This window comes from Pedobacter sp. KACC 23697 (assembly GCF_045348445.1).
Classification (GTDB): Bacteria; Bacteroidota; Bacteroidia; order Sphingobacteriales; family Sphingobacteriaceae; genus Pedobacter.
The window spans coordinates 1,118,486-1,140,550 of record NZ_CP157485.1 but is presented as its reverse complement, the minus strand read 5'-3'; the positions used below and the strand labels follow the sequence as shown (position 1 = coordinate 1,140,550).

General features: G+C 37.0%; 21 protein-coding genes. 3 read left to right on the top strand and 18 right to left on the bottom strand.

The annotated features are described in order from the left end of the window. The 4 genes from ABEG20_RS04695 to ABEG20_RS04680 form a co-directional block, all read right to left on the bottom strand. On the bottom strand, positions 1 to 3,558 hold the full coding sequence (locus ABEG20_RS04695; RefSeq protein WP_406826231.1) for a PKD domain-containing protein: 3,558 nt from the start codon (positions 3,556 to 3,558) through the stop codon (positions 1 to 3). A 261-nt stretch (positions 3,559 to 3,819) separates the two neighbouring features. Further along, positions 3,820 to 4,029, bottom strand: a complete 210-nt coding sequence (locus ABEG20_RS04690) for a hypothetical protein (protein WP_406826230.1) — start codon at positions 4,027 to 4,029, stop codon at positions 3,820 to 3,822. Between the two features lie 58 nt (positions 4,030 to 4,087). Then, a complete protein-coding gene (locus ABEG20_RS04685) occupies positions 4,088 to 4,228 on the bottom strand; it encodes a twin-arginine translocase TatA/TatE family subunit (protein ID WP_090496822.1) in 141 nt (46 codons plus the stop codon). Positions 4,229 to 4,543: 315 nt separating this feature from the next. Further along, a complete protein-coding gene (locus tag ABEG20_RS04680; RefSeq protein ID WP_406826229.1) occupies positions 4,544 to 5,398 on the bottom strand; it encodes an HD domain-containing protein in 855 nt (284 codons plus the stop codon). A gap of 223 nt (positions 5,399 to 5,621) precedes the next feature. Between ABEG20_RS04680 and ABEG20_RS04675 the strand changes: the two genes are divergently transcribed. Continuing rightward, on the top strand, positions 5,622 to 6,275 hold the full coding sequence (locus ABEG20_RS04675; protein ID WP_406826228.1) for a TetR family transcriptional regulator C-terminal domain-containing protein: 654 nt from the start codon (positions 5,622 to 5,624) through the stop codon (positions 6,273 to 6,275). Between the two features lie 7 nt (positions 6,276 to 6,282). Beyond that, positions 6,283 to 7,587, top strand: coding sequence for an ABC1 kinase family protein (locus tag ABEG20_RS04670; RefSeq protein ID WP_406826227.1), 1,305 nt, complete (start codon positions 6,283 to 6,285; stop codon positions 7,585 to 7,587). A gap of 151 nt (positions 7,588 to 7,738) precedes the next feature. On the opposite strand, the gene ABEG20_RS04665 is transcribed toward ABEG20_RS04670, so the two are convergent. Continuing rightward, positions 7,739 to 8,173 carry a hypothetical protein gene (locus ABEG20_RS04665; RefSeq protein WP_406826226.1) on the bottom strand — a complete coding sequence of 145 codons (435 nt, stop codon included), beginning with the start codon at positions 8,171 to 8,173 and terminating at the stop codon, positions 7,739 to 7,741. 367 nt (positions 8,174 to 8,540) lie between these two features. Next, complete coding sequence (locus tag ABEG20_RS04660; RefSeq protein WP_406826225.1) at positions 8,541 to 8,897, bottom strand: two-component system response regulator; 357 nt, start codon at positions 8,895 to 8,897, stop codon at positions 8,541 to 8,543. A 272-nt stretch (positions 8,898 to 9,169) separates the two neighbouring features. Here ABEG20_RS04660 and ABEG20_RS04655 point away from each other — a divergent pair, with 272 nt between their 5' ends. Next, on the top strand, positions 9,170 to 9,760 hold the full coding sequence (locus tag ABEG20_RS04655) for a GIN domain-containing protein (RefSeq protein WP_406826224.1): 591 nt from the start codon (positions 9,170 to 9,172) through the stop codon (positions 9,758 to 9,760). Between the two features lie 72 nt (positions 9,761 to 9,832). Here the strand turns inward: ABEG20_RS04655 and ABEG20_RS04650 are convergent, their stop codons facing one another. The 12 genes from ABEG20_RS04650 to ABEG20_RS04595 form a co-directional block, all read right to left on the bottom strand. Further along, positions 9,833 to 10,012: a hypothetical protein gene (locus ABEG20_RS04650; protein ID WP_406826223.1), complete on the bottom strand. Its 180-nt coding sequence runs from the start codon at positions 10,010 to 10,012 to the stop codon at positions 9,833 to 9,835. Positions 10,013 to 10,694: 682 nt separating this feature from the next. Next, on the bottom strand, positions 10,695 to 10,853 hold the full coding sequence (locus ABEG20_RS04645) for a hypothetical protein (RefSeq protein WP_406826222.1): 159 nt from the start codon (positions 10,851 to 10,853) through the stop codon (positions 10,695 to 10,697). Between the two features lie 68 nt (positions 10,854 to 10,921). Next, positions 10,922 to 11,368, bottom strand: a complete 447-nt coding sequence (locus ABEG20_RS04640; protein WP_406826221.1) for a hypothetical protein — start codon at positions 11,366 to 11,368, stop codon at positions 10,922 to 10,924. 343 nt (positions 11,369 to 11,711) lie between these two features. After that, the gene (locus ABEG20_RS04635; protein ID WP_406826220.1) at positions 11,712 to 12,434 is read right to left on the bottom strand and encodes a hypothetical protein; all 723 of its coding nucleotides are present in this window, start codon (positions 12,432 to 12,434) and stop codon (positions 11,712 to 11,714) included. Between the two features lie 14 nt (positions 12,435 to 12,448). Beyond that, entirely contained in the window at positions 12,449 to 13,894 is a 1,446-nt protein-coding gene (locus tag ABEG20_RS04630) for a Tox-REase-5 domain-containing protein (RefSeq protein ID WP_406826219.1), read from the bottom strand. Between the two features lie 6 nt (positions 13,895 to 13,900). Next, a complete protein-coding gene (locus tag ABEG20_RS04625) occupies positions 13,901 to 14,857 on the bottom strand; it encodes a hypothetical protein (protein ID WP_406826218.1) in 957 nt (318 codons plus the stop codon). 11 nt (positions 14,858 to 14,868) lie between these two features. Then, positions 14,869 to 16,647, bottom strand: a complete 1,779-nt coding sequence (locus ABEG20_RS04620; protein ID WP_406826217.1) for a type VI secretion system Vgr family protein — start codon at positions 16,645 to 16,647, stop codon at positions 14,869 to 14,871. 22 nt (positions 16,648 to 16,669) lie between these two features. Further along, complete coding sequence (locus ABEG20_RS04615) at positions 16,670 to 17,515, bottom strand: hypothetical protein (protein WP_406826216.1); 846 nt, start codon at positions 17,513 to 17,515, stop codon at positions 16,670 to 16,672. A gap of 1 nt (position 17,516) precedes the next feature. Then, on the bottom strand, positions 17,517 to 18,236 hold the full coding sequence (locus ABEG20_RS04610) for a hypothetical protein (RefSeq protein ID WP_406826215.1): 720 nt from the start codon (positions 18,234 to 18,236) through the stop codon (positions 17,517 to 17,519). 88 nt (positions 18,237 to 18,324) lie between these two features. After that, complete coding sequence (gene tssD / locus ABEG20_RS04605) at positions 18,325 to 18,720, bottom strand: type VI secretion system tube protein TssD (RefSeq protein ID WP_090983662.1); 396 nt, start codon at positions 18,718 to 18,720, stop codon at positions 18,325 to 18,327. A 164-nt stretch (positions 18,721 to 18,884) separates the two neighbouring features. After that, positions 18,885 to 19,280 (bottom strand): type VI secretion system tube protein TssD, encoded by a 396-nt coding sequence (gene tssD / locus ABEG20_RS04600; RefSeq protein WP_335321757.1) that lies wholly within the window; start codon positions 19,278 to 19,280, stop codon positions 18,885 to 18,887. A gap of 346 nt (positions 19,281 to 19,626) precedes the next feature. Continuing rightward, positions 19,627 to 22,053 (bottom strand): GAF domain-containing protein, encoded by a 2,427-nt coding sequence (locus ABEG20_RS04595; protein ID WP_406826214.1) that lies wholly within the window; start codon positions 22,051 to 22,053, stop codon positions 19,627 to 19,629. Positions 22,054 to 22,065 lie beyond the last annotated feature (12 nt).

Genomic DNA, 22,065 nt, shown 5'->3' with positions numbered 1-22,065 from the left:
TTATCTGATTATAGTGAGCGGTCCTGTTATGGTTTTACGGCCATTCTGTGGATTAATCATGTAATAATAAACACCAACTGGTAATGGTTCGTTCTGGTAAGTACCATCAAACGGAACCTTATACCCTTTACTGGAAAATACCTTAAGGCCATTTCTGTTAAATATATCTACGGTAGCATTAGGGTAAGACTCCAAATATTTAATAATCCAGGTATCATTTACATTATCGCCGTTTGGCGTAAAGGTATTAGGTGGAGTTAAGACCTGTAAAACTTTTACCAATACTTTTGAGGTAGTTGAACAACCATCGGGCTGTGTGGTTGCTGTTAGGGTATACTCTGTGTCGTTATCTGGCGATGCAACCGGATTCAATACATCTGTTTTATTTAATCCAGTTGCCGGCGACCATTTATATTTCAAATCGGTGCCTTCAGCAGTTGCCGGAATTTCAATCTGCCCACCGGCCAATATGTAAATCAATGTACCTGCGTTGGCCACAGGCGATGCATACACTTCGATGGCTTTACTTATTGAAGCAGAACAATCGTTAGCGCCTTTAAAAGTATAAGTGATGATATGTGATCCTACTCCTGCTATTCTGGGATTAAAGGTGCCATCCGCCTTTATCCCATCTCCAGTATATTCACCGCTACCACCGGCCACTTCTTCCTCCTCTTTCTGCTTTCCTTGTGTAATAAGTACCGTTCCATCAGCCTCGCAAACAGCAGGCATCTCATCAAAAACCAATTGCGGAACTGGTTTTACTGTAACCTGTTTTTCTACTGATTTAAAACAATTTTCTCCAGAATAAGCGACCAGCCTAATATTAAAGTTGCGGTCTGTAGCACCGCCGAAAGTATTGTACTGAATCTCTATATCACTATTATCAGGATAAGGAATGGTTTTATAAATACTAGTTTCACTTTCTGTATCCCTGTAAATTTCAATTTTCGTAATCCTGCCTGCAAAGGTAGTTGACGTATTTCTGATGATGATCTGATCACTCACACAAACATTATTCTTTACCATATCAAAATCGGCAGCTTTAACTGCACCATTAACCGTAAAACTGAGTATTTTTGACATTTCACAGCCATCTCCATTTTTTACAACCAAAGCTACACCATAATCGCCGGTAACCGTAGGAGAAAAAGAGCCGTCGAAATCACCTGACGTCGCTACAGTACTTCCATTATAGGAAAAGGTCCATTGTGCTGTTAAACCCGTTGTACTTCCATCAGCATTTTTGGATGTATTTTTAAATCTGGCTACGCCATCATCCAAACAGAAATCCGGCAATTCAAAATCAGCAGATTGTGGGTTAATTACCGTTATATTTTTGCTTTTGGTTTCACTCACACACCCTTTATCACTTTCGGTAGTCAGGGTAATGATATAAGAACCAATTGCATTATATTGATGGATGGGATGCTGCTCAGTTGAAGTTGCACTTCCATCGCCAAAATCCCAGGTCCACTTTACAATGCTCCCCGGGTTTTCAATTGTCGATTTTTCGGTTAAAATAATCGGTTTGCCCACACATAAACTTTTTACCTCAAAATCGGATACAGGTTTAGGATTGATTAAGATTGGAAATGCAGCAGATGTTTCAGAACACTTCGAATCTGTAGTGGCCGTTAAAACCACGTTGAAATTTCCTGGTCGCTCATAAATGTGAACAGGATTTTGTTCAGTTGAAGGGGTGCTTCCATCACCAAAATCCCATAACCATTGCGTAATGCTCCTTGAGTTTGAATTGGACTTACTCTTATCGGTAAATTGAATGCCACCTGATTGACAACCGGCAGCCGGCAAGTCAAATGCGGCAGTAGGCTGATTATCAACCGAAAAATCAATAATCAATTCTTCAATACTACCACAATTATCCACACTTGGCTTGGTGGCGATTACTTTAAACTGATAATCGCCGGGGTTTGGATAATTTAGCTGATTAGGATATTTATACGTATAATAAGTGTTGTTATCATTCGGTCTGGTAAAAGTATTAACAGGAGTAGGATTTACATCAGTAAAACTCGGTGCGCCCTGAATTTCCCAGTCCAACTTAGTGGCCCGATAGGGTAAATTAATGGTTAAGCTGATGGGTTCACCTAAACACCCACTGGTTATGGATTGTCCGGTAACGGTACTGGTAGGCTGAAAGGTAAAATTCTGAATGTTTGCACCTGCGAGATAAGCATACGATTCTACCGCACCATAACCATACGAAATGGCAGAAAAACCACCTGCTGAAGATAATCGGTGCTGGGGTTGAGTATTGGTCACATCAATGATGGCATAACTAAATACATTATCAATACCAGTAAAATTACCCACCGGATTACCATCAAGTCTGAACGAGGAAATATCTGCGGTTTTAATAATAACATTTAGATAGTACTTGGAAATCTGAGTGGGTACTCTTACCGACTTCAGATCTGAAAAAACGGTAATATTATTTAATGTTTGCTCTACGGGATTAAGCACCGTTATTTCAGGATCTCCCAAAAATGAGCCGCCCTGCCTCGTATCTGGTGCATTGCTTGGATTGCAGGTTTGCGAAGTCTGGTATTGTGCAACAGCAATAGGTTTTGAACCTGAAATTACATTTGCCGTAGTTGAAAAAAATGTAACCACCGCGCCCTTACTGTAAGGATTAGAAAGCGGGGTTCCGTTGGCACTGATGGTACTTCCATTAACCGTTAATACAGTATTATCATCAGCAACAATTATCCTCATAATATCGGTATTACCATTAAGGGTATTGTAAAAAGGCGCTGTCACAAAATTTTTCCCCCACGCAGCAACCGGAAAAACCTGCTGATAGAGGTTGTCGCCTCCGCTTGGAACACGATTGTTGCCCTCATTACAAAATGCTGCCCAGGTATTACCCGAAAATACAGCTATAGGACTACAATTTAGCGCTTTAATATGACTTCCTGTCAAATCACCGATGGATTGATATTGATAGATATCACCTTTATTTAATTTAATTGTAAAAGTGGTATTGGCAGTTCTTACACCAGTTCTATCATTTTGTTTGGGTGTGATTTCTATATCTGTATTATTTGCTGTTGCTACAATTGTAAATTGTGAAAACCCTTGTTGATTCCCGTGATTTTCATAGCTAAAAGCATAATATTCTTGCCCAAGTGTATTGGTTGGCAATACCAAAGTACCACCTGTACGGGCATTATTGGAAATGATACTGTACAACGATATTGCTTTGGTGGTAACCACATTGATGGCTTTATTCTGTTCGATTGCATTCGAACTACTCATTAGCACATTATATGCATTCGGATCAATTACGACTGGCAAACAGGTATTGGCCGGGATCGTGGCTCCGACCGGAGATACCAAAACCCCTCCAATATAAACTTTATAATCAGTAGCTTGATCTGCAGACAGAAACAAGGTTAATCTGGAATTATTACCATCAATATGCCCTGCATAAGGAACATAAAAATCTTTTCCTTTGTTCGATGTATTTTGCGCAAAAGAAGAAAAACCAACAGAAAGCAAGAAAAACAAGACCAATAACCAATGCTTATTCATCACTTATCAGTCTAGTTTGAAAACGTTATACATGTTTGTTTGATTAGCTACGCAATATACTATTAATCAAATTACATGAAAAACAATTATGTAATTTTAACTATTTTTAAATAGAAAAATTCGCATTGGTGTAATAAAATGAAAGGTTAGTGTAAAAAATTTCGGATATAAATGAATTGCACATTTAAATAAAAGAAAGTATTGGGTATATAGGCAATGAAGAAAAAGCCATTTTATATAAATTGCCTACATGATAAATAGTCAATCATTATTACCCTGGTCGGACTGATCGCCACTTCCGAACTTTTCAGAAAAATCTTTAGCTTTTTGATCTGCATCTGTATCATTACCTGCCTCAGGTTCCAGGTTTTCGTCTAAACGGTCGTTCCAATTGTCAAGTCCCTGATCGGGATGTTTTATGTTTTCTTCAGTGAAAGTCGCTTTATTCAGGTCTTGCTTTTGATTTTCCATTTTGAGCTATTTATTAATGATAAACAGTACCTGTAAAGGAATGTTTCATTTACAAAAATTATTTAACCGGCGGCTCATTTTTAGCATCCTTAAATTCTTTTACACTCTTCCCTATACCCTTCATTAATTCGGGAAGTTTTTTACCACCAAAAATAAGCAGGATAACCACGCCGATTAAAATAATTTCTATTGCAGACATATCGTTATATTTTTTTTACAATATACGTGAATTCTATTGAATTGGATTCCTGAATATTGATTTATGGCAACATCCTTAAAAAGTTCAGCATGATGAAATGTACACAGTAAATTATCCTTTCGTAAGACAATTCAACACTTATTTACAGCATTGATAGAATAAGTTGAAGAACCTAAAACTTGTTTAAGTTGCCGCTAAAACAAAAAGATTTTTAGACAATTTAAGGGTGAGGAACGATGGCAAATACATTACATAAACTATCCTTAAGTCAATTAAATGATCATTCTTCTTTTTAAGCAATCCATGCCAAGCTTATTAAACCAATAAAGCATTTAGCGTCCGTTTTTTAATCTTTGGTACTGCGCCATGCCGCATAAATTCGGCCAAACCTTTTAACTGTTTAATCGACTTAATCGCTTCATAACCTTCGTATGATGTTCGAATCTTGTTCAACAGCATGGTGTCTGTTTTAAACAGGTCGCTTTCAACCAATAAACCTTTATCTAAAAATTTCTTAATCAGTTCGGCCATTTTGCCATTGGCATATAAATGAAGGGGCAACCTAAACACATCATTGTTCAGTTTCTCAAAAGCTTCATTAATCCAAGCCACTTCAGCTTCAGCATTCACTGCTATTTTACCATCTTTCAGCACAACAGCATTTAAAAATTCGCGGGCACGCTGGCGGGAAATTACTCCACCATGAATACCATCACGTAAAGTATAATCTAAACGATCGGCGCAGAGCGCTGGCAAAGGCTGTTCTAAAATATCAAAGGTACCATGCAAAATCTGGCTAACATTATATCCATACTTCGACAATACACCCGGCACTTCCGATTTGCATAAAATTTCGGCAAAAACCTTTTCATGATAATCCTCATCGGTATTGTTGAAAACATAATCGCCCACGTGGGAAAAAGCGGTATGCGAAATATCGTGTAGCAGGCCTGCAATTTGCTCCAGTTCTGAACCACCAAGCATCCTGATCAACATGGTCACACCGATAGCATGCTCCAGCCGTGAATGGCAGATATCTGGATTAACCAAAAATATGGCACCACTTTGATGGATCCCACCCAACCTTTTTAAAGCATCAGTATTCAAGAGATCGGAAAACACCATGGGCAGCTCCATTTTGCCATATAAAAAATCGTTCACCTGGATCATATAACCGTGATTTAATTTAAGGAATAAAGAAAACAAAAATACTAAATTATTTAGTTAAAATCGAAATAGTTGCGACAAATAAAAATTTTAAAAACTAAAACAATTAGCTAAAAACCAACTTTCAATTATTTTGAAAGCTATTATTACAATTTCATGATCAACAAAAATCCGGTAAGAAAAACAAGCGATTTAATTAAACGTTATACTTGTAAAAAACAGCTATATGGCAACTGCTCAACAAATTAGAAAAGGGTATTTAGATTATGTTTTAACGAACGATGAAAAACCTAAATCGGTTTATATTTTTGTGAAAAAACTAAAAATTACCGAGGCCGATTTTTATCAGTTTTTTTCTTCTTTCGAAAGCATAGAAAAAACAATCTGGTTTGAATTCACATTCGAAACCATTAGTAAAATCAAAGATCAGGAAGTCTGGCTTCAGTACACGGCCAGAGAAAAAATGCTTTCTTTCTTTTATAGTTATCTGGAAAACCTGAAGAATGAGCGTAGTTTTGTAATTTATAGCTTAAAGCATCATAAAGGTAAATTTTCTACACCCGACGTACTGGCTGGAGTTAAACCGATTTTTGAAAACTTTGCACAAGAAATTATTGAAGAGGGTTTAGATAGCGGTGAACTTGCTGAACGCCGTTTTTTAAGCAAAAGGTACAAGGATGCCTTGTGGATCCAGTTTGCCTTTATTCTTAATTTCTGGATCAACGATGATAGTGAAGGTTTCGAAAAAAGCGACGAAGCCATAGAAAAGGGCATTAATGTTACTTTTGATCTTTTCCAGCATTCGCCAATTGATAATTTATTGGAATATGGGAAATTTTTATCGAGAAACGGAAAGTTTGCAGAAAAGATGAGGTTTTAAATACCAGATGAAGACACAAAAAAGTATTCCAACTACTAAAGTAGAGCGTTCGGCAAAATTCGTTAAAACAGGCATTCAGATCGGCGGTAATTATATTAAACATTATTCAAAAAAACTGTTCAACCCGGATATGGACCGTGAACAGCTTAATGAGGATAATGCAACTGATATATATAAATCGCTGAGCGAACTAAAAGGAAGTGCCTTAAAAATAGCACAAATGCTGAGCATGGATAAAAATATCCTGCCAAAATCTTACGTAGATAAGTTTAGCCAATCGCAATACAATGCACCTCCGCTTTCGGGTCCGTTAATTGTGCGCACTTTTACTAAAAATTTCGGTAAAACTCCCGAAAACATTTTCGATAGTTTTAATCTAAACTCCAGTAATGCAGCTTCCATCGGGCAAGTGCACCAGGCCACGCTTAATGGTAAAAAATTAGCCATAAAAATTCAGTATCCAGGTGTGGGCGACAGTATTTCATCTGATTTAAAACTGGTAAAACCTTTTGCATTCCGTTTACTAGGAATGTCTGAAAGAGAATTGAATATCTACATCAAAGAAGTGGAAGAGCGTTTGCTTGAAGAAACAGATTATGAACTGGAAGTTAAGCGTTCTATCGAATTTTCTGAAGCTTGTAAAAATCTTGATCATGTGGTTTTTCCCAAATATTATCCCGAATTTTCCGGCAAGCGTATCATCACTATGGATTGGATTGATGGCCAGCACTTAAAAGAATTTTTGCAGACCAATCCTCCTCAGGAACTCCGGAATAAAATCGGTCAGGCTTTATGGGATTTCTATAACTTTCAGCAACATGAACTCAGGGCTGTTCATGCAGATCCGCATCCTGGGAATTTCATGATCACTCCCGATGAAAATCTCGGCGTAATAGATTTTGGCTGTATTAAAGAGATGCCAGATGATTTTTATTATCCTTTCTTTTCCTTAATTTCTACTGATGTGATCAATGATAAAAATAAAACGATCGATGCCTTCAGAAAACTGGAAATGATCCATAAAGATGACTCTCCTGAGCAGGTTGAGTTTTATTATAAATCATACACGGAAATGATCAGTCTCTTTGCCAAACCTTATATCGGTACATCTTTTGATTTTAGTAAACCTGATTTTTTTGAGCAGCTGTACGCATATGGTGAAAAGATTTCTAAAATGCCAGAATTTAAACAGGCCCGCGGCGTAAAACATTTTATTTATGTTAACCGGACTAATTTTGGATTGTACCAGATTTTGCACGAGTTAAAGGCAACTGTACATACGGACACCTACAAACCAACTTTAGAAAGGTAACGATATGGAAAATTATTATACTGTAGGCTCTGTTAGTGATAACTTCTGATTTATTTTTCAAATAGAAACAATGTTTTATACAGCTTTTTAGCTGCTTTGGCAGTTGGTTCCATATCTTTTTCACAAAACAGACACCAAGCTGTATTAAGAATTAATTACACAAAGCTCCGGAAAAATCTTTTGAGGTATAAGCTTTAAATATCCTGTTTGCAGTTCCAACAGACTCACCCGATTTCGAGCCCGCTGTAATAGTCTTCGTTCCTTCCATTGCTTTTATAAGACTGCCATCCTTAACGTAAAACCGATATGCTGTTTTGGTAACCTTACCGATTGCAGGTCCGCCAACAATTGTCTCAAAACAAAAAATTACTTTACCCGATCGGTAATAGTATTCATTTACCCAACTCCCATCACCTATTGAACCTGATTCTACGATTTTAACGATGGCTTTTCCGTCAAAATAGTAATCTACTACCCCATCCTCCGTACAACCATCAGATTCATATGTGTAGTGTTCCTTTTTTAGCGGCTTTGAATTGATTTTATGCACATCCTGTCGAATCGTTAAAATTGCCTGATCGGCCATTTGTTTATTCGATGTTAAATTTTGTTTTGATGACGCAGGTTTCGTTATTTGGGCAAACACCCCATTTGTTAAAATAAAAAACAGCATAAATAGCACAACAGTTTTGCAAGAGGCCATAGCTATATTAATTGTTAAGTGAACAAGGTATGAGGATTAACAATTTATCTGCCATTCGGTTTATTATTGTGGTATTTTACAACCTAATGTGCATGTGATTATAGTTCATAACTGCAGGACACTTTTATATAGATCCGTCGTTTCGGGCGCGGTCTAGAAATCAATAAATTAAATCCCACAAAATACTTTTGTAGATTTCTCCATTCCGTTGCACTCCAGTTGAAATGACTATTGTGCTATTAAATAAACGCTAAGCGTTTTTCTTTACTACATTTACCAGGTGATCGATATCAAATGGTTTTTCGATATAATCGTCGGCTTTACAATCTTCTGCCTGTTGCGGTAAGTTATTTGATGTTGAGGTAAGTACTGCCGATACATCTTGCGTTTCAGGGTCAGATTTTAGTTCTTTAATCACCTGAGATCCTTTCTTTTTGCCTTTGATGTGATCATCCACAATCACCACATCAGGCTCAATTTCATCTATCTTTTCTATAGGCTCGGTTGTTAATGATGCGGTAACATCAAATCCCTCCTCTTCCAATACCTCGTCCATTATATCGAGGATATCTTTATTATCCTGAACAAGTACAACCTTTTTTTTCATAAATAAACAAGCCTAAATTCTCATTAAAGATAAAAAAAAAGCGCAATCCAAAAATAGATCTTAAAATATTTTACAAATGCTTGGTAAAAGTTTCAGGCTTTCGTCTTTAATTAATGCCTGTTCGTCGAGTATTAGCTATTGATTGTATAAAAGCGCAATGTGGCCTGCAACGTTTTTTATTTCATGGCGTCTTATCATCAAACACAAACAAAGAAATAAACATAAACAACTAACAAACAATTTATTAAAATTTAATTTTTAAATAAAGATATATGAAAACCCTAATTACTACTTCACTAATCGTTTTTGCCTTATTATCAGTTTTATCTATTACAAACGTTTCTGCAATAGAAAAAAATCCGGTTGCCACGATCAAAATACCGGCATTTAAAACAATTTCTGTAAAAGGAAATGTAGAAGTAACCATTATTCAGTGCGATCATGCTGGTATCTCCTATGGTGATGATAATACTGGAACGGTGAAAGTAACGCAAAACGGTGATCATTTAAAAATCATTTCAACCAGTACCGAAAAAGCAAAATTAACCGTTTACGTAAAAGATTTTTACAGAATTGAAGGTTCAGAAAATGCTATTGTTAAAACCGAAGGGAAACTGATCACTAAATATCTTCAAATCTTTTTAACAGGAAATGCCTATGCAGAAATCAACACCAGTTCTGAAGGTTTATATACTGTGATTTCAGATCATGCTGATTTAAAATTAAGTGGTTCTACTGACAACCATACTTTAGTAATGGGTAAATCACCAAAGTTGACCATAGATAAATTTGCAGCATTAAAAACCAACATCAGTTCGATAGAAACTGTTGCTGTTGAAAAAGAGTTAGCTTCAATCAAATAATATACAAACACGCAAATGAAACCAAGGCTTTCTGATTTGATCAGGGAGCCTTTTTTTTGCTAAATACTCAGGTTAAAATAAGCCACCTTCAACCGGCCCCATTTCAAGATAATTCCTATTCCAATCCTTTGGCAGCCATGGATGATCATCTTTCCTATTACCCTCGTTAGCCTGATTATCAGCAGGAGGTTCTACACTGTTATCTATTCCCTTTAAAAGATCGCCAGGCTTGATAATCGATTCATAATCCAAAAGTTCATCATATTCGCCGTATTTCGGTATATTTTTCCAATTCTGCGAAACATTTACAGGATGTGCAGCTTCCTTTTCTTCCCGTTCAATCTTGACAGATGGTTCACGAACAATAGTTTCTGTTGTAGCGTTAGATTTCCTTTAGGAGTGAAAACTAAATGTTGGTCCTGTAAAAGATCTTTTAACATCTCATCATTTTAACCGGCATAACTTCTAATCCATATCTCACTTCAAAACATTTTATCGCTGTTTTCTTTTTTAAAAACCATGCCCACAGTCCAAAACAGTTTTTCATTGAGAAATTTAATATGACAGTTTTTTCAGTATTAACAATATAGGCAAATGGCTCATTGTCTTTATATACTGTTGTAGGATACCAAAGGTTATGCTCATATGCATATTTTACCCAATCTTTAGTTGTTTTGCCATATTCTTTCCAAATTACTTTAGAGACATCTCCCTCAACCCTTGTTTTGATGCTATTTAAGCTTTACTCTTCATCCATTATTAAATAACGGACATCATTATAAAATCTATGATCAAATGTCATATTATTTACTTAAACTAATGTTTACCAACAATCAAATTCTAAAATCAGTTCTTTTCCCAATCAGGTGTAAGCCAAGGGCTAAAGGGCTTTCCTGGTGGATCATTAATTTCTGAGCTATTCCATTTAAATAATTCATCCAATTCTCCCCGTTTCCATCTTTCCATTTTCACCTGCCGGGAAACAGGCAAACACGCATATTTTACCCGTCGCCTTTGCAATATCATCTGCATGTTTAGCTAAGCCCTTTGCAAGCGCCTTTGCTCCTTGTTTGGTTAAGTACTTTGCCTGCACTTTTGAGTGCAGGCAGTAATCTAAGAATTACTATCCCAGGTTTTAAATAGAAATAAATTATACTTAAGCTAAGATTTCATGTCTAAAAAATCGCTGATTTCTATGGAGCGGTTAATGACTGATTGATCTAGTGTATCAAAAATCTTGCGGTCTGCAATTGAAAAAATTACACCATCACTTAATTCCTTCATTTCTTCTTCAGCTTTTAAAAATGTTAGAAGATTTTTATTTCTCGTATAATTTATCCATCCAACGGAAGGCTTAGCTTTCCGTCTGACCTTCACAAAAAATTTACCCGATATCGCGCTTGCATCTAGCACTTTTACTACTTTCGATATTTCTTCTATCAATCCAAATGTGTAAGCTGTAGTCAGCTTTTTTTGGTTTTTATCTGCAATCTTAATTGTTGCGGTAATACTTCCTGTTGCTCCCTGCGAAATTGTTAAACTAACTTCAGGAGTACTTTTTACATCTTCCCCCCACCAAAGAAAATTACAGATGAAAAGCCAATCCAAGATTTAGACTGTTCAGTTAAGGATTGATTACCTCTTCCAGAATTGTCATATACAATATCCTTTTGTTCATAATGATTAATTTTAACTGCTTTGCATCAAAATCTGACAGATCATTTTCAAAAAAGTAACTTATGCATGTATTCACATCAATAACAGTTACCAAATTAAATATGTCATCGTACGCTTTTAAACAAAAAATAATTTTCTTGCAGAAAGCAATGAATTCTTCTGCATTAATTTCTTCTTTAGCGATTGAAAAGTTCAATATTATTTTCTTTTCAATATCAATTTTGATCATTTATCCTTAACCTTCTTGATTAGAAATATGATTTTTGCTTCAAATTTATTTTAGTTCCAAAAAGTCTCTAATTTCTATTGCTTTATTAACATATTCAATGTCATTTGAATCAGGACAGTTTTCTTTTAATATTAATATAACTCCATTTGAGGTAAACTCCTTTACAACATTTACTGAAACCTCTTTTATTTTGAGACTATCCTTAATATAGGTGATCCATCCAATAGGAGGATCAAGATCTTTTTTATTTACTTTGTGAAAAAAGGGTTTTGTTAATATAGTACCGTCAATAGGTTGTAGAATTATTTGCAATTTTTTTAGCAATGCTACAGCAAATTGGATATTTATAAATTTTTCTATTTGTTCAGATGGAAACTCAAATATAAAAAATGAATATCTTGAACTTGATGTAGGTGAGACATCAATAGAAATATTAGCATTAGAATCTACCGAGCTATTTGGTGTATAAGATGTTCTAAAACCAAAAGGACTGATTGAATTATGGTGTAGCTCCTTATCCTCAGGATTTGGATTTATGTAAGCTATTTCTTCATCTTGTATCTGCTGAAATACTTTATCATAGAAATCTTCGTAATCATTTCTAAAATGCACAGCTGAATTTGTCCGTAGATTCCAACTGCCAAAATCAGAAAAATAACTATCAAAATTCATTAGAGATTTTAAGATTTTTTCACAAAAATTGATGTATTGATCTGCTGTTAGATCTGCCTTATCAAATCTTAATCTCAGCATAACTTTTTCTTTCATGTAGCGTAAGTCTTTTATTTAGGTGTTACAATCACGTCTATGTTTATTCCTTCTTCAGCAAAAATTTCTCTTAACTGCGATGCTTTTTCTTCTGTAGGAACATGGTATTCTAATTTACTTCCTACTTCATTTGCAATATCAGCATCTATCTTTGCATGATTAATTTCTGACTGCCTTGCTGCTTTTTCCCATGGTTTATTCCCTGAAGGCGGCCATTTATTCCAGTCCTTCGCATCTTTCAGCGTATTGGTTTCAGGATCATATCCATCAAATTTTTTCTCTCCACTCTTCATCTTATCAGTCTTCACTACATATTCCGTGTCTTTTGGTGCTCCGGTAACCTTTTCTTGATATGCAGCGCCTTTTTGAGGTGTCGGACGGGTTTCCCATGTTCCTGGTCCACCATCTGATTGCCCATTTTTAAATGAAGGTTTTTTAGCCTCATAAGCTTTCCCGTCTTTGCCTTTAGCAAGAGCCTCTTCTATCGGCTGTCCATTCTCTACTGGTTTAACTTCTTCTTCTTTTGGTTTTGCCTGTTCTTCTTTAGGCGCTACAGGTTCTTCTTTATTACCCCCGGCAGGTTCTTCTTTTGGTGGTGTATCGGGTTTCGCACCAGGCACCCGTAAATTTAAGAAATAAAGTAACAACATGGCATCCATGGGTTCGGCACTTCCGCTGGCTATTCTTTTTATACTTCCATATTCGGGAAAAGCCGCATTACCAAAAGCTGCATCGCGTTCCTCTACATTGTTGATATCGATCTGCCCAAGTGCTTGCTGGTTGGATACGGCATTTGCGCCAAAGTACAAACGGGCAGCCATCCCCCATCCAGTTATCGAACCCAAAATATTTGTGCCCACACTAGCTAAAGTGGGTAAAGCCAATGCAGCCGAGCCCGATAATACTGCACCACCCAAACCTATTAATGCACCTCCAAGTGCACCTAAAATTACGGTTTCGCCAAAATTGCCAATTCCTACACGCAAGGCATCCCACCAGTTTTTAACATTGGGGGCATGCACAATTTTTGAGCCAAATACGGGGCATTCCATCGTACTTCCGGTAGTGAGTGTTTTTTGCCCACCAATCATCAAATTACTTTTATCGCCCAGCCAGGTCCGTGCAATTGCAGCTTTCTGTCCACAAACCAAACCGCCAACAATACTCCCAAAAGCCGCACCAGCTGCGCCTGCAGCTGCACCAACTGCAACCAAAACACCTAGCGCTGCACCACCAGTAGCAACAATTAATACTGCAACTACAGCTGCAATCAGCGCCATAATAAGCATAATCCATTTGCACACAAAATCGCCCATTGAGGCAGTTGCTGTATCGCTTTTAATCAGGTATTTTTTACTGTCTTTCTGTTCAGCAATCCGTTGTATACTCTGCATCTGGGCTGGCATGATACCGCCGGTGCACATCCAGTAATCCTCTTCTGTGGCAATTTTATTTCCCATGACAAATTAATCTAACAGGCTAAACCTTCCTTTTTCATGCGTTTCTTCAGGTGTTCTTTCTGTATCTTTTACAGGATTTGGCTCCTGTTCAACTTCCTGGTTATCGGCCATAATCTCATAAATCATTTTTGCCTTTAAAAACTCAGGGTGCACAACTTCTTCTTTCGTTACCAGACCATTTAAAACCCTTCCGCTCCTATAATCGATCTGGTAGCTCGCTTCATCTCTAACCTGGGGTTTGTGTCCTGCAATTTCCGTTATCGGAAAGCTGCCGTAGGCGTTTTTGATCCAGGCTTGATCAAAATTTTCAGTAGCATGGCCAACGATACTGATATTGGCTTTTCCTCCCATTGGTGACAACGGGTTTTCGGTAGTTACTGCATAACTCCAACTAATGTTTTCCTGTGCAAAAAGGCTTTTTTTCCTGATATTTTTACCCCCAGGCAGACTTAAGCCTAAATAAGCATTAAAAAAAACCTCAAAAAACTCATTTCCTTTTACTGCGGCCTTAATATTATCGGGATTGTTAAAAAGCTCATCATTTAAAGCGATTATGCCTTTCATATTATCGTGCCTGGTTTGAATGGCTTCCATTTCAGACTTTACCTGTGACCATTTGCGCTGTATTTCTGATATGTTTTTAACTTCAATCAGTTGACCATCTTTACCAACCAGCATATTTAACTCACTATACATCCTTTTAAAGGCATTATTAAATGCATTTAAATCGCGCATGTTAGGGTTATTACTTTCTTTCAAAACGTTATCCAAACTCAGCAATTCAATCTGATAGCCTTCATCTGTTATTTTTAAAACACGAACATCCCACCTAAATTCCGTAATGGTTTTAACGACAAGGCTGCTCATTACGATCTCCGAAGTTTGTGTTACCAGATATCTTTCATTAAAACATCTGCTGATTTGAATTTTTTTATGCGTGTTTTCAGCTGAATTCCAAAACATATTTTCCAAGTTTAGTTGATGAAGACATCCCCGCCATCGATTGTAGTTGCACCACCAGTAACATGATTGGTTCCTGTTATTGTATTTTTAGATCCCGTAATGGTATTGGTTGTAGATGTAATCTTCATATCCTGTGTATTTACATTGGTCTCTTTACCATTGATATCGATCTTACTTGATTTAGCCCCATCCTTTTGTGAAATCTCGATCTTATCAGCATGGATTAAAATCTGGTCTTTCTCGAGCGTGATAGAAGAAGAGCCATTGGTAAGCACTACGGTTTGGGTAGACGTTACTGTTACTTTGTTATTGCCATCCACTATAATATGGTTGCCGCCTGTTTTATCTTTAATCGTAATACCACCGCCATCGTTCAACTGAACAGTATGTCCACTTTTCGAGGTTAAACTTTTGCTATTATTACTGGCGCTTCCACCACTTCCACTTTTGCCATGAAATACAGAACCCAAAACAATTGGCCGTGCAATGTTTCCTTCTTCAAAAGTTAAGGCTACCTGATCGCCGATTTCAGGGATAAATACAAACCCCCTGTTTTTGCTCACTTTATCGCTACTTCCGGCGTCTGGAGTTATAACCCGCAGCCACTCCGTAACATCATTGGTTTTACATTCCCATTTTAATTTTACCTTAATGCGGCCCTGACCTTGCGGATCTGCATTATCAACAACATCTGCCAATTGCATATCGGGACTTGGTTTAGTATAGTTTTTAACTGAAAGCCGTTCTGTTGTGGCTACTACCCCTTGAAAAGTATTGTAGTATTTACCCGTACCATCAATATCGTGATTAATAGTAGTGATCAAAAATTTACCCAGACTCTCAGTAGAAAATGAAAGTTCTTTTCTGATACTCATTGTAATTTCTGCAATACTACCAATACTCAGCGCAGCATTATCGCCGCTTGCATTAACTTTTAACAGATTGCTAATGTGTGCTTTTTCTTCATTCTGCACATGACTTTTAATATCGTTGCTGTTATCAACGCGGATAAGCGCGGGTTGGTTAAAAGTTTTGCTGTACATTGTGTTTGATACCTGTATGGCATGTGCCAAATCTGGTGATCCATCACTAATGCCACTGCTTTCGCCCTGTAGCATTTCATCCTTCTTGGGGTTATAGGCAAAACGTTTGTTTTTGATCGGCGCAATTTCCATCGCGTACTGCAGATTCTGTACGTCGCGGCCATAAATTAAGGCAATTTCTTTTTGATCATCTGGTTTACCAAAATTCAGTTGCTTACCATCATAATAAAACCATTCATGGTATTCGCCCGAAAGCCTGTTCAGGAAATCGAAATCACTTTCACGGTATTGGATCAGATAATCAATAGGTTCTTTTCTCGCCGCATTGGCTACGATTTTAATATCGTTTGACGGCACATCAGAGGTGGCAAGATTTACAATTGTATTTAAGTCTTTATCAAGATAAGAACCCAAATCTGGTCCTCGGTCAATCAAAATGGTTGGGCTGTAACCGCTTACGATCAGTATACCATGATAACCATGGCTCTGCGCCAGTTCGACTTTTGTTACCATGCCTGCAAATTCCTGTAAACTGTCCGGGTCGTAACCGAAAGAAGCGGTGAGGGTTTTTCCTACAAAATCCCGACTATCGTCTAAGCTGATCATTCCGGGTAAACCCATCTGATCATGGTTAAACCGCAGCTCAAAATAATGATGGGCATTAAAGGCCTGCTTTAAACTGAAAGAAGCAAAATGGGTAATGGCCTTATCTTCTATGTTTATTTCGGTGATTAATTTCTTTTCCATATCAACTTATAATCGTTTGTGCCTATTTGAACATTCCATCCCGAAAGGTTAAAACGCTTCTCTTCCCCGTAAGTGCAGAACCGTTTTTTGTCTCATTTACCACTGGATAGCTAATAGTTTTATTTTTAGCATTATAGGTTATGGCCAGCTGTGCCAGTATTTTTTCTTTATCCTGGTCTTCCTTAAGTTCTGCAGAGGCGAATAACTGTGTTTTAACCGCTTTACCTATTTTGAACAATGCTTTATCTATACTAAATTTTGCATGATCGATCACCAGCGTATGGCTTACTGTATAAGGTTCAGTTCCACTCATTTGTCCATACCCGATAAAGAGATATTTTTTTTGAGGCGTTGTGTTTAAGGCATAAATGTGATCAAAAAATGGCGTAGGGCTGCCCTCATCATCTTTATCCTGATAAAGACTGTTAAACAAAAGGGCTGTTACTTCATTATTTTCATCCTTATATTGAATAATATTCTGCACATGCCACATAGAGCCGGAATAAGGCGAAAGCCAATAAAACACCCTGAGTTTACCATCATCTGCTGTCAACATTTGAATATCGTATTTCTTCAAATTGGTGAAGTTGGTTTCAAATGTCTTTGGCTTTTTTAAGGCTTCAACAAACGCATTTATAAACATCTGCTCAGGCTCCGTATTGCCGTCATTTCTATAACTTTCTACTGATGCCAGCATTCGGATCGCCAGTTTTTCCAGCGTATCTGTTCTGGCAGGAACTGAATCTGATTTTTGACGTGTAACAGTAGCTGTATCATTAACTTTTTCAAGCTGCTGACCATCATGCTTTGCCCCACAAGAAAACAGTAAAAAAGCTAAAAAAGAAAATAAAATGCCGGTTGTTTTCATATCATTGCCTTGGTATATTGATTATTCCTCTGTTTTCCATTGCCTTTAAAATAACAGCGGTTCCGATCTGCTTATTTACATAATCGAGACTAAAAACATGATCTCTTGGGAAACCTCCTTTAGTGTACAGGTTAGAGCCACCCCACAAGTATGGAGAATTGATGTTATTATTTTGGTAAGCTTTGGCTATACCATTGTATTGTTCTAAACGCAGTAGAACTTTAGGTAATGACCAAACAGTCTCTTTATCCAGACCACGCAACTTCAGGGCATCTACGGCACTTTCTTCAAAGGTAAATGGCGGCCCATGGCCAATTTTTGGCCTATTTGCAGGATGCTGCCTGGTAAAGCCACTTAATGGATCGCCATTGTGCAGGTGTTTGGTAAAATCGGAATTACTTTCCCGGTAATGCACACAGGCAATAAAATACCATGGTATACCACTGGTTTCAGAAAAAAGACCTGTATCTGAAAATGATCTGCTAAAAAAACCATTTGCTATTTTTGGATTCTTCTCGAGAAGCCTGTCCTCAGGCTCGGTAAAAAAGCAGGCATTACGATAAGTATATTCTGTTAAATTAAGCAATTTATTCCTAATCGCCTGATATCGTGATTTATTGCTTAATATTTTATTGTCAACAATCCGGTTGATCTCTGCAGATTTTAAAGGAGAAATTGTACAACGATTAAACAGGTTTATATATTCCAAGTCAGTAGCCATAGGTAGCTTTTTTGATCACGTCCCAAAAACAAAAAATCGTTATCAGTACCAGCACCTGGCCGGAAACTGATAACGATTTCAGATCTAATTATGCTTTAGGCCAGTCGTTTTCGTGTTCGGCATTGCCTAGTTTTAGCTTACGTGCCGATACCACAAAACTTAAAGTCATCGGTGTATTGTCGTTTACCGCAATGCCTTCATTATATTGAATGATGTAACCATCTTCAAAAGACAGTTCCTTCATTTTTGCATCTTCTTCGCCTTTTTTGAAAATGATGTTGCCTGAAAGCGGCTTGTACTGGTTGTTAACCATTGATTCGATCACCGAAGTATCTTCTGTAGATTCGATCTCGATGTGGATGGTACCACCATAAACGCCTGAAGATGGACGGCCTTTTGCGTCCACATCTCTATTTAATGAAAAGCTGCACTGTAGTACATCAAATTCTTTTGATCCTAAGTTTAAACGGGTTTTGAATGCCATTGTAGTAAAATTTAAATATTTTAAAATGAATGAATTCTTAAGAGCATGGGGTTCGGCGTATCGCGTTAAGCGTTTGAAACCTTTTAGTTAAACTGTTTAGCGTTTCGCGCGTGGCGTTAGGCGTTTAAACCTTACACCTTATACCTTCCTACCCTCAAACTCAATTAGGCCTTCGGCCAGTCGTTAAGGTGCTCTGCGTTTCCTAATTTTAGCTTGCGGGCTGAAATCTGGAATTTAAGCGTCATCGGGTGATCGCCCACAATGTTGATTCCTTCGGAATATTTAACAATGTAGCCATCTTCGAAATGAACTTCTTTCATTTTGGCATCTTCCTCTGTTTTCTTGATCAGAAGAGTTCCTGTAATAGGTTTGTACTGGTTGTTTACCATCGCCTCGATAATTGAGGTGTCTTCTGTTGATTCGATCTCAATGTCGATGGTACCGCCGTAAACTCCGGAAGAGGGTCTTCCTTTTGCATCTACATCGCGGTTTAACGCATAGGCACAGTTGAGCACATCGTACTCCTTGCCCGAAAAATTTAATCTAGCTTTGAAAGCCATAGTTTTAAAATTTAAAGGTTAAAAATTTGATTATCAGTAGCCTCCGCTACTACAACCACTTGACCAAAGATCAAGCCAATTATTTATATCACACTAATAATGAAGGGGTAACAAAATTCAAAAAAGGTTCAGAAAGCTTTATTGGGAATTAGAAAAGGTATTTTACAGAAAATAAAAATGTTGAAAAATTTTAAACCTGTCCCGATCAGACAAAAAAATTAATTAAAAATATACAACAAATGTGTAATAATTCTACAAATTGATACATTTATCACCAATGTATTTTAGCGTAAAAACAAAAAATCCCCCAATTAATTTGGAGGATTTATATTTGGTTAAAAGCGGGCTAATGCTGTAATACTTTAGCAATTTCCTTTTCGATAGATTTAATCTCTTTAGGTTTAAGTTTTTTAGCAGCATTTGTTTTGGTTACTACTTTATTTTCGGTGTATTTTACACCTACCCTTAAGGCTTTTAAACCTGATACACCTTGAAGTTCATCCAATTCGAGCTGTTCCAAATCATCATTTAAATAACCTTGAACCTGCATGTATTTAATGTACTCAATATATTCCTTGGCTTCTTCCGGATTAAAGTAAACCATAGAAATTTTATGCGGCTGTGTTAAGCGCTCTGTAGTACCCTTTATCAGCACTTTATCAATCCGCTTTTTAACTACTTCGTAACGGATGTTATAAGCGCCTTCTACATCAAACCGGCGCTCATCGTTCCTGAAACTAATGTCAATAGCATTCGAATGAATAAAAATCAATTGCGTAGTTTCGAGTGCACATGGCATTTCTGCAATTAAACTTTTAGATAACCGGGCAATATCAACCATTGAGGTAAGCTGCCATAAACGGATATTCTTTAGGTAAAGTAAATCAAACGGTTTCTCCGGCGCAATGTCCTGACCGATGTAAATATCGTATTCTACACCGTCTGTCCTGAATTTGGCAAAATAGCAAGGATAAGAAGCCTGCAGCTTCGATTGCGATTTTTCCAGGTACTGGCTTACTTCGGTATTGATCAGCTGCATAGAAACTTCAAGCTGCCTGCGGTTTTCGAATGCGGCACCGGTTTCTGGCACCACCACTTCAAAATACTGATCGATTACCTCAGCTGTTTTTGGATGGTTTCCTTTAATGATCGACAGGAAGGGATAAACCTCAACTTCCAAAAATTCGTTCAGCTGGCTTTCTTCATTGGACGAAGCAAAATCGCCTATTCTTTTAATCCAGTCTTTACAGTTAAAAATCAGCTTATCGATAAGTTCTAAAGAAACATTTTTGCGGATACATTTTAGGGTATCAATTAAGGCATTCAACTGAACTTCCATATCATTTTTCAACGCTCTGTTACGCTCAGTAGTAGAGTTGCGGATATCTATAGCACCAAAAAGCGGATATAAATGCTTAAAGGTAATGGTTTCAATTTCTTTTAATTTGTGATAACCATTATTCTGCTGCAGGAAATGCCAAACAGCCTCGTTAAATTTCCATTGAACAGAAGGTTGCAGGGCCGTAAATTTATCCATCAGAATTTCGTCCATTCTGGCATTAAATTCTTCAATACTATATTGAAAAAGCTGACCGATCAACGGCATTGCCGGACGTAACCTTGATAACAACTTATCATCAACTGCTACTTCATCTGTAGAATATACTTCCAATACACCTGCCAACTCCTTGTTGTAATAAATAGGCAGAACTGAATAAGAACTAACACCGGCAGCTTTTAAAACCTTTAGAAAAGGATCTTTATCCAGTTGATCTTCTTTTATGGTACTTACAAAGATAGAACGCGGGTTTTCTTTGTACTTATCAACCAGAGCATAAAAAACTTCTTCTTCCAGATTAGAAGCTTTTGCAGAATTGATCAGCATACTTTGCGAAAACTCCTGATTATCGAATACCAGCTTATTGTTAACCGTTAAAAAAGGCATTAAGCCAAATTCTAACCTGCTGTTACCGCTCAGTGTTTTTAATGCATGTATCACATGGCTATACGCTTCGGTCTGGTAATTATGATCAACCAGTGCTCCACGAATGCCTTCAATAGAATGTTGTAAAGTAACATCGGTTATGGAAATGATGCTAAAGCCTTCAAAATGAAAATTTGACAAAGGCAGGTGTTCTATCAGATATTCTAATTCTGTTTCTTCCTGAAAATGTTTACTTAAAGCTTCAAAATTAAGTTCAGGCAAATCGCCCTTGTGCATAATTTCTACAAATTTGGTATCCGTTTGGATGTTATAGTATTGCGTAAGCTTCGTTTCCTCGTTGATATGAGCATAAATAATATCATCTTTTAGTACCGAAGTAAAATTATAGAAACGACCCAGAATAATATTGTAGATAAACTTAAGCTGTTTTTTCTCCACAGGCTCATTATCCTTGGTTACCTTATTTTTAGGATCATGATCCTTAAAAAATTTATAAAATGCATTGGTGCTAAAGAAAATCTGATCTGGAATGGGTGTACTTAATGCCCAGAACAAATCATTTTCGTTATCCATTAAAGGTGTTAGAATAGTAAAAATCAATTCTAAAGTATCTTTATATTGGGATAAATCTTCAGGGCTGATGTTGCCAAGCAGCACATCGTCTTTTTCGATTTTTTGAAGTAAAAACCTGTAAAATTCAGATTTTACCGATTTTTCTGTTTTCAGCCTACCTTTTAAATACTCCACAAGGGGGCGGAAAGACAGAGATGATTCTACCTGGCAATGTATACATTCGTTTTTATGTATTTGTATGACATTGGTATTCATTGTATAAGTTCT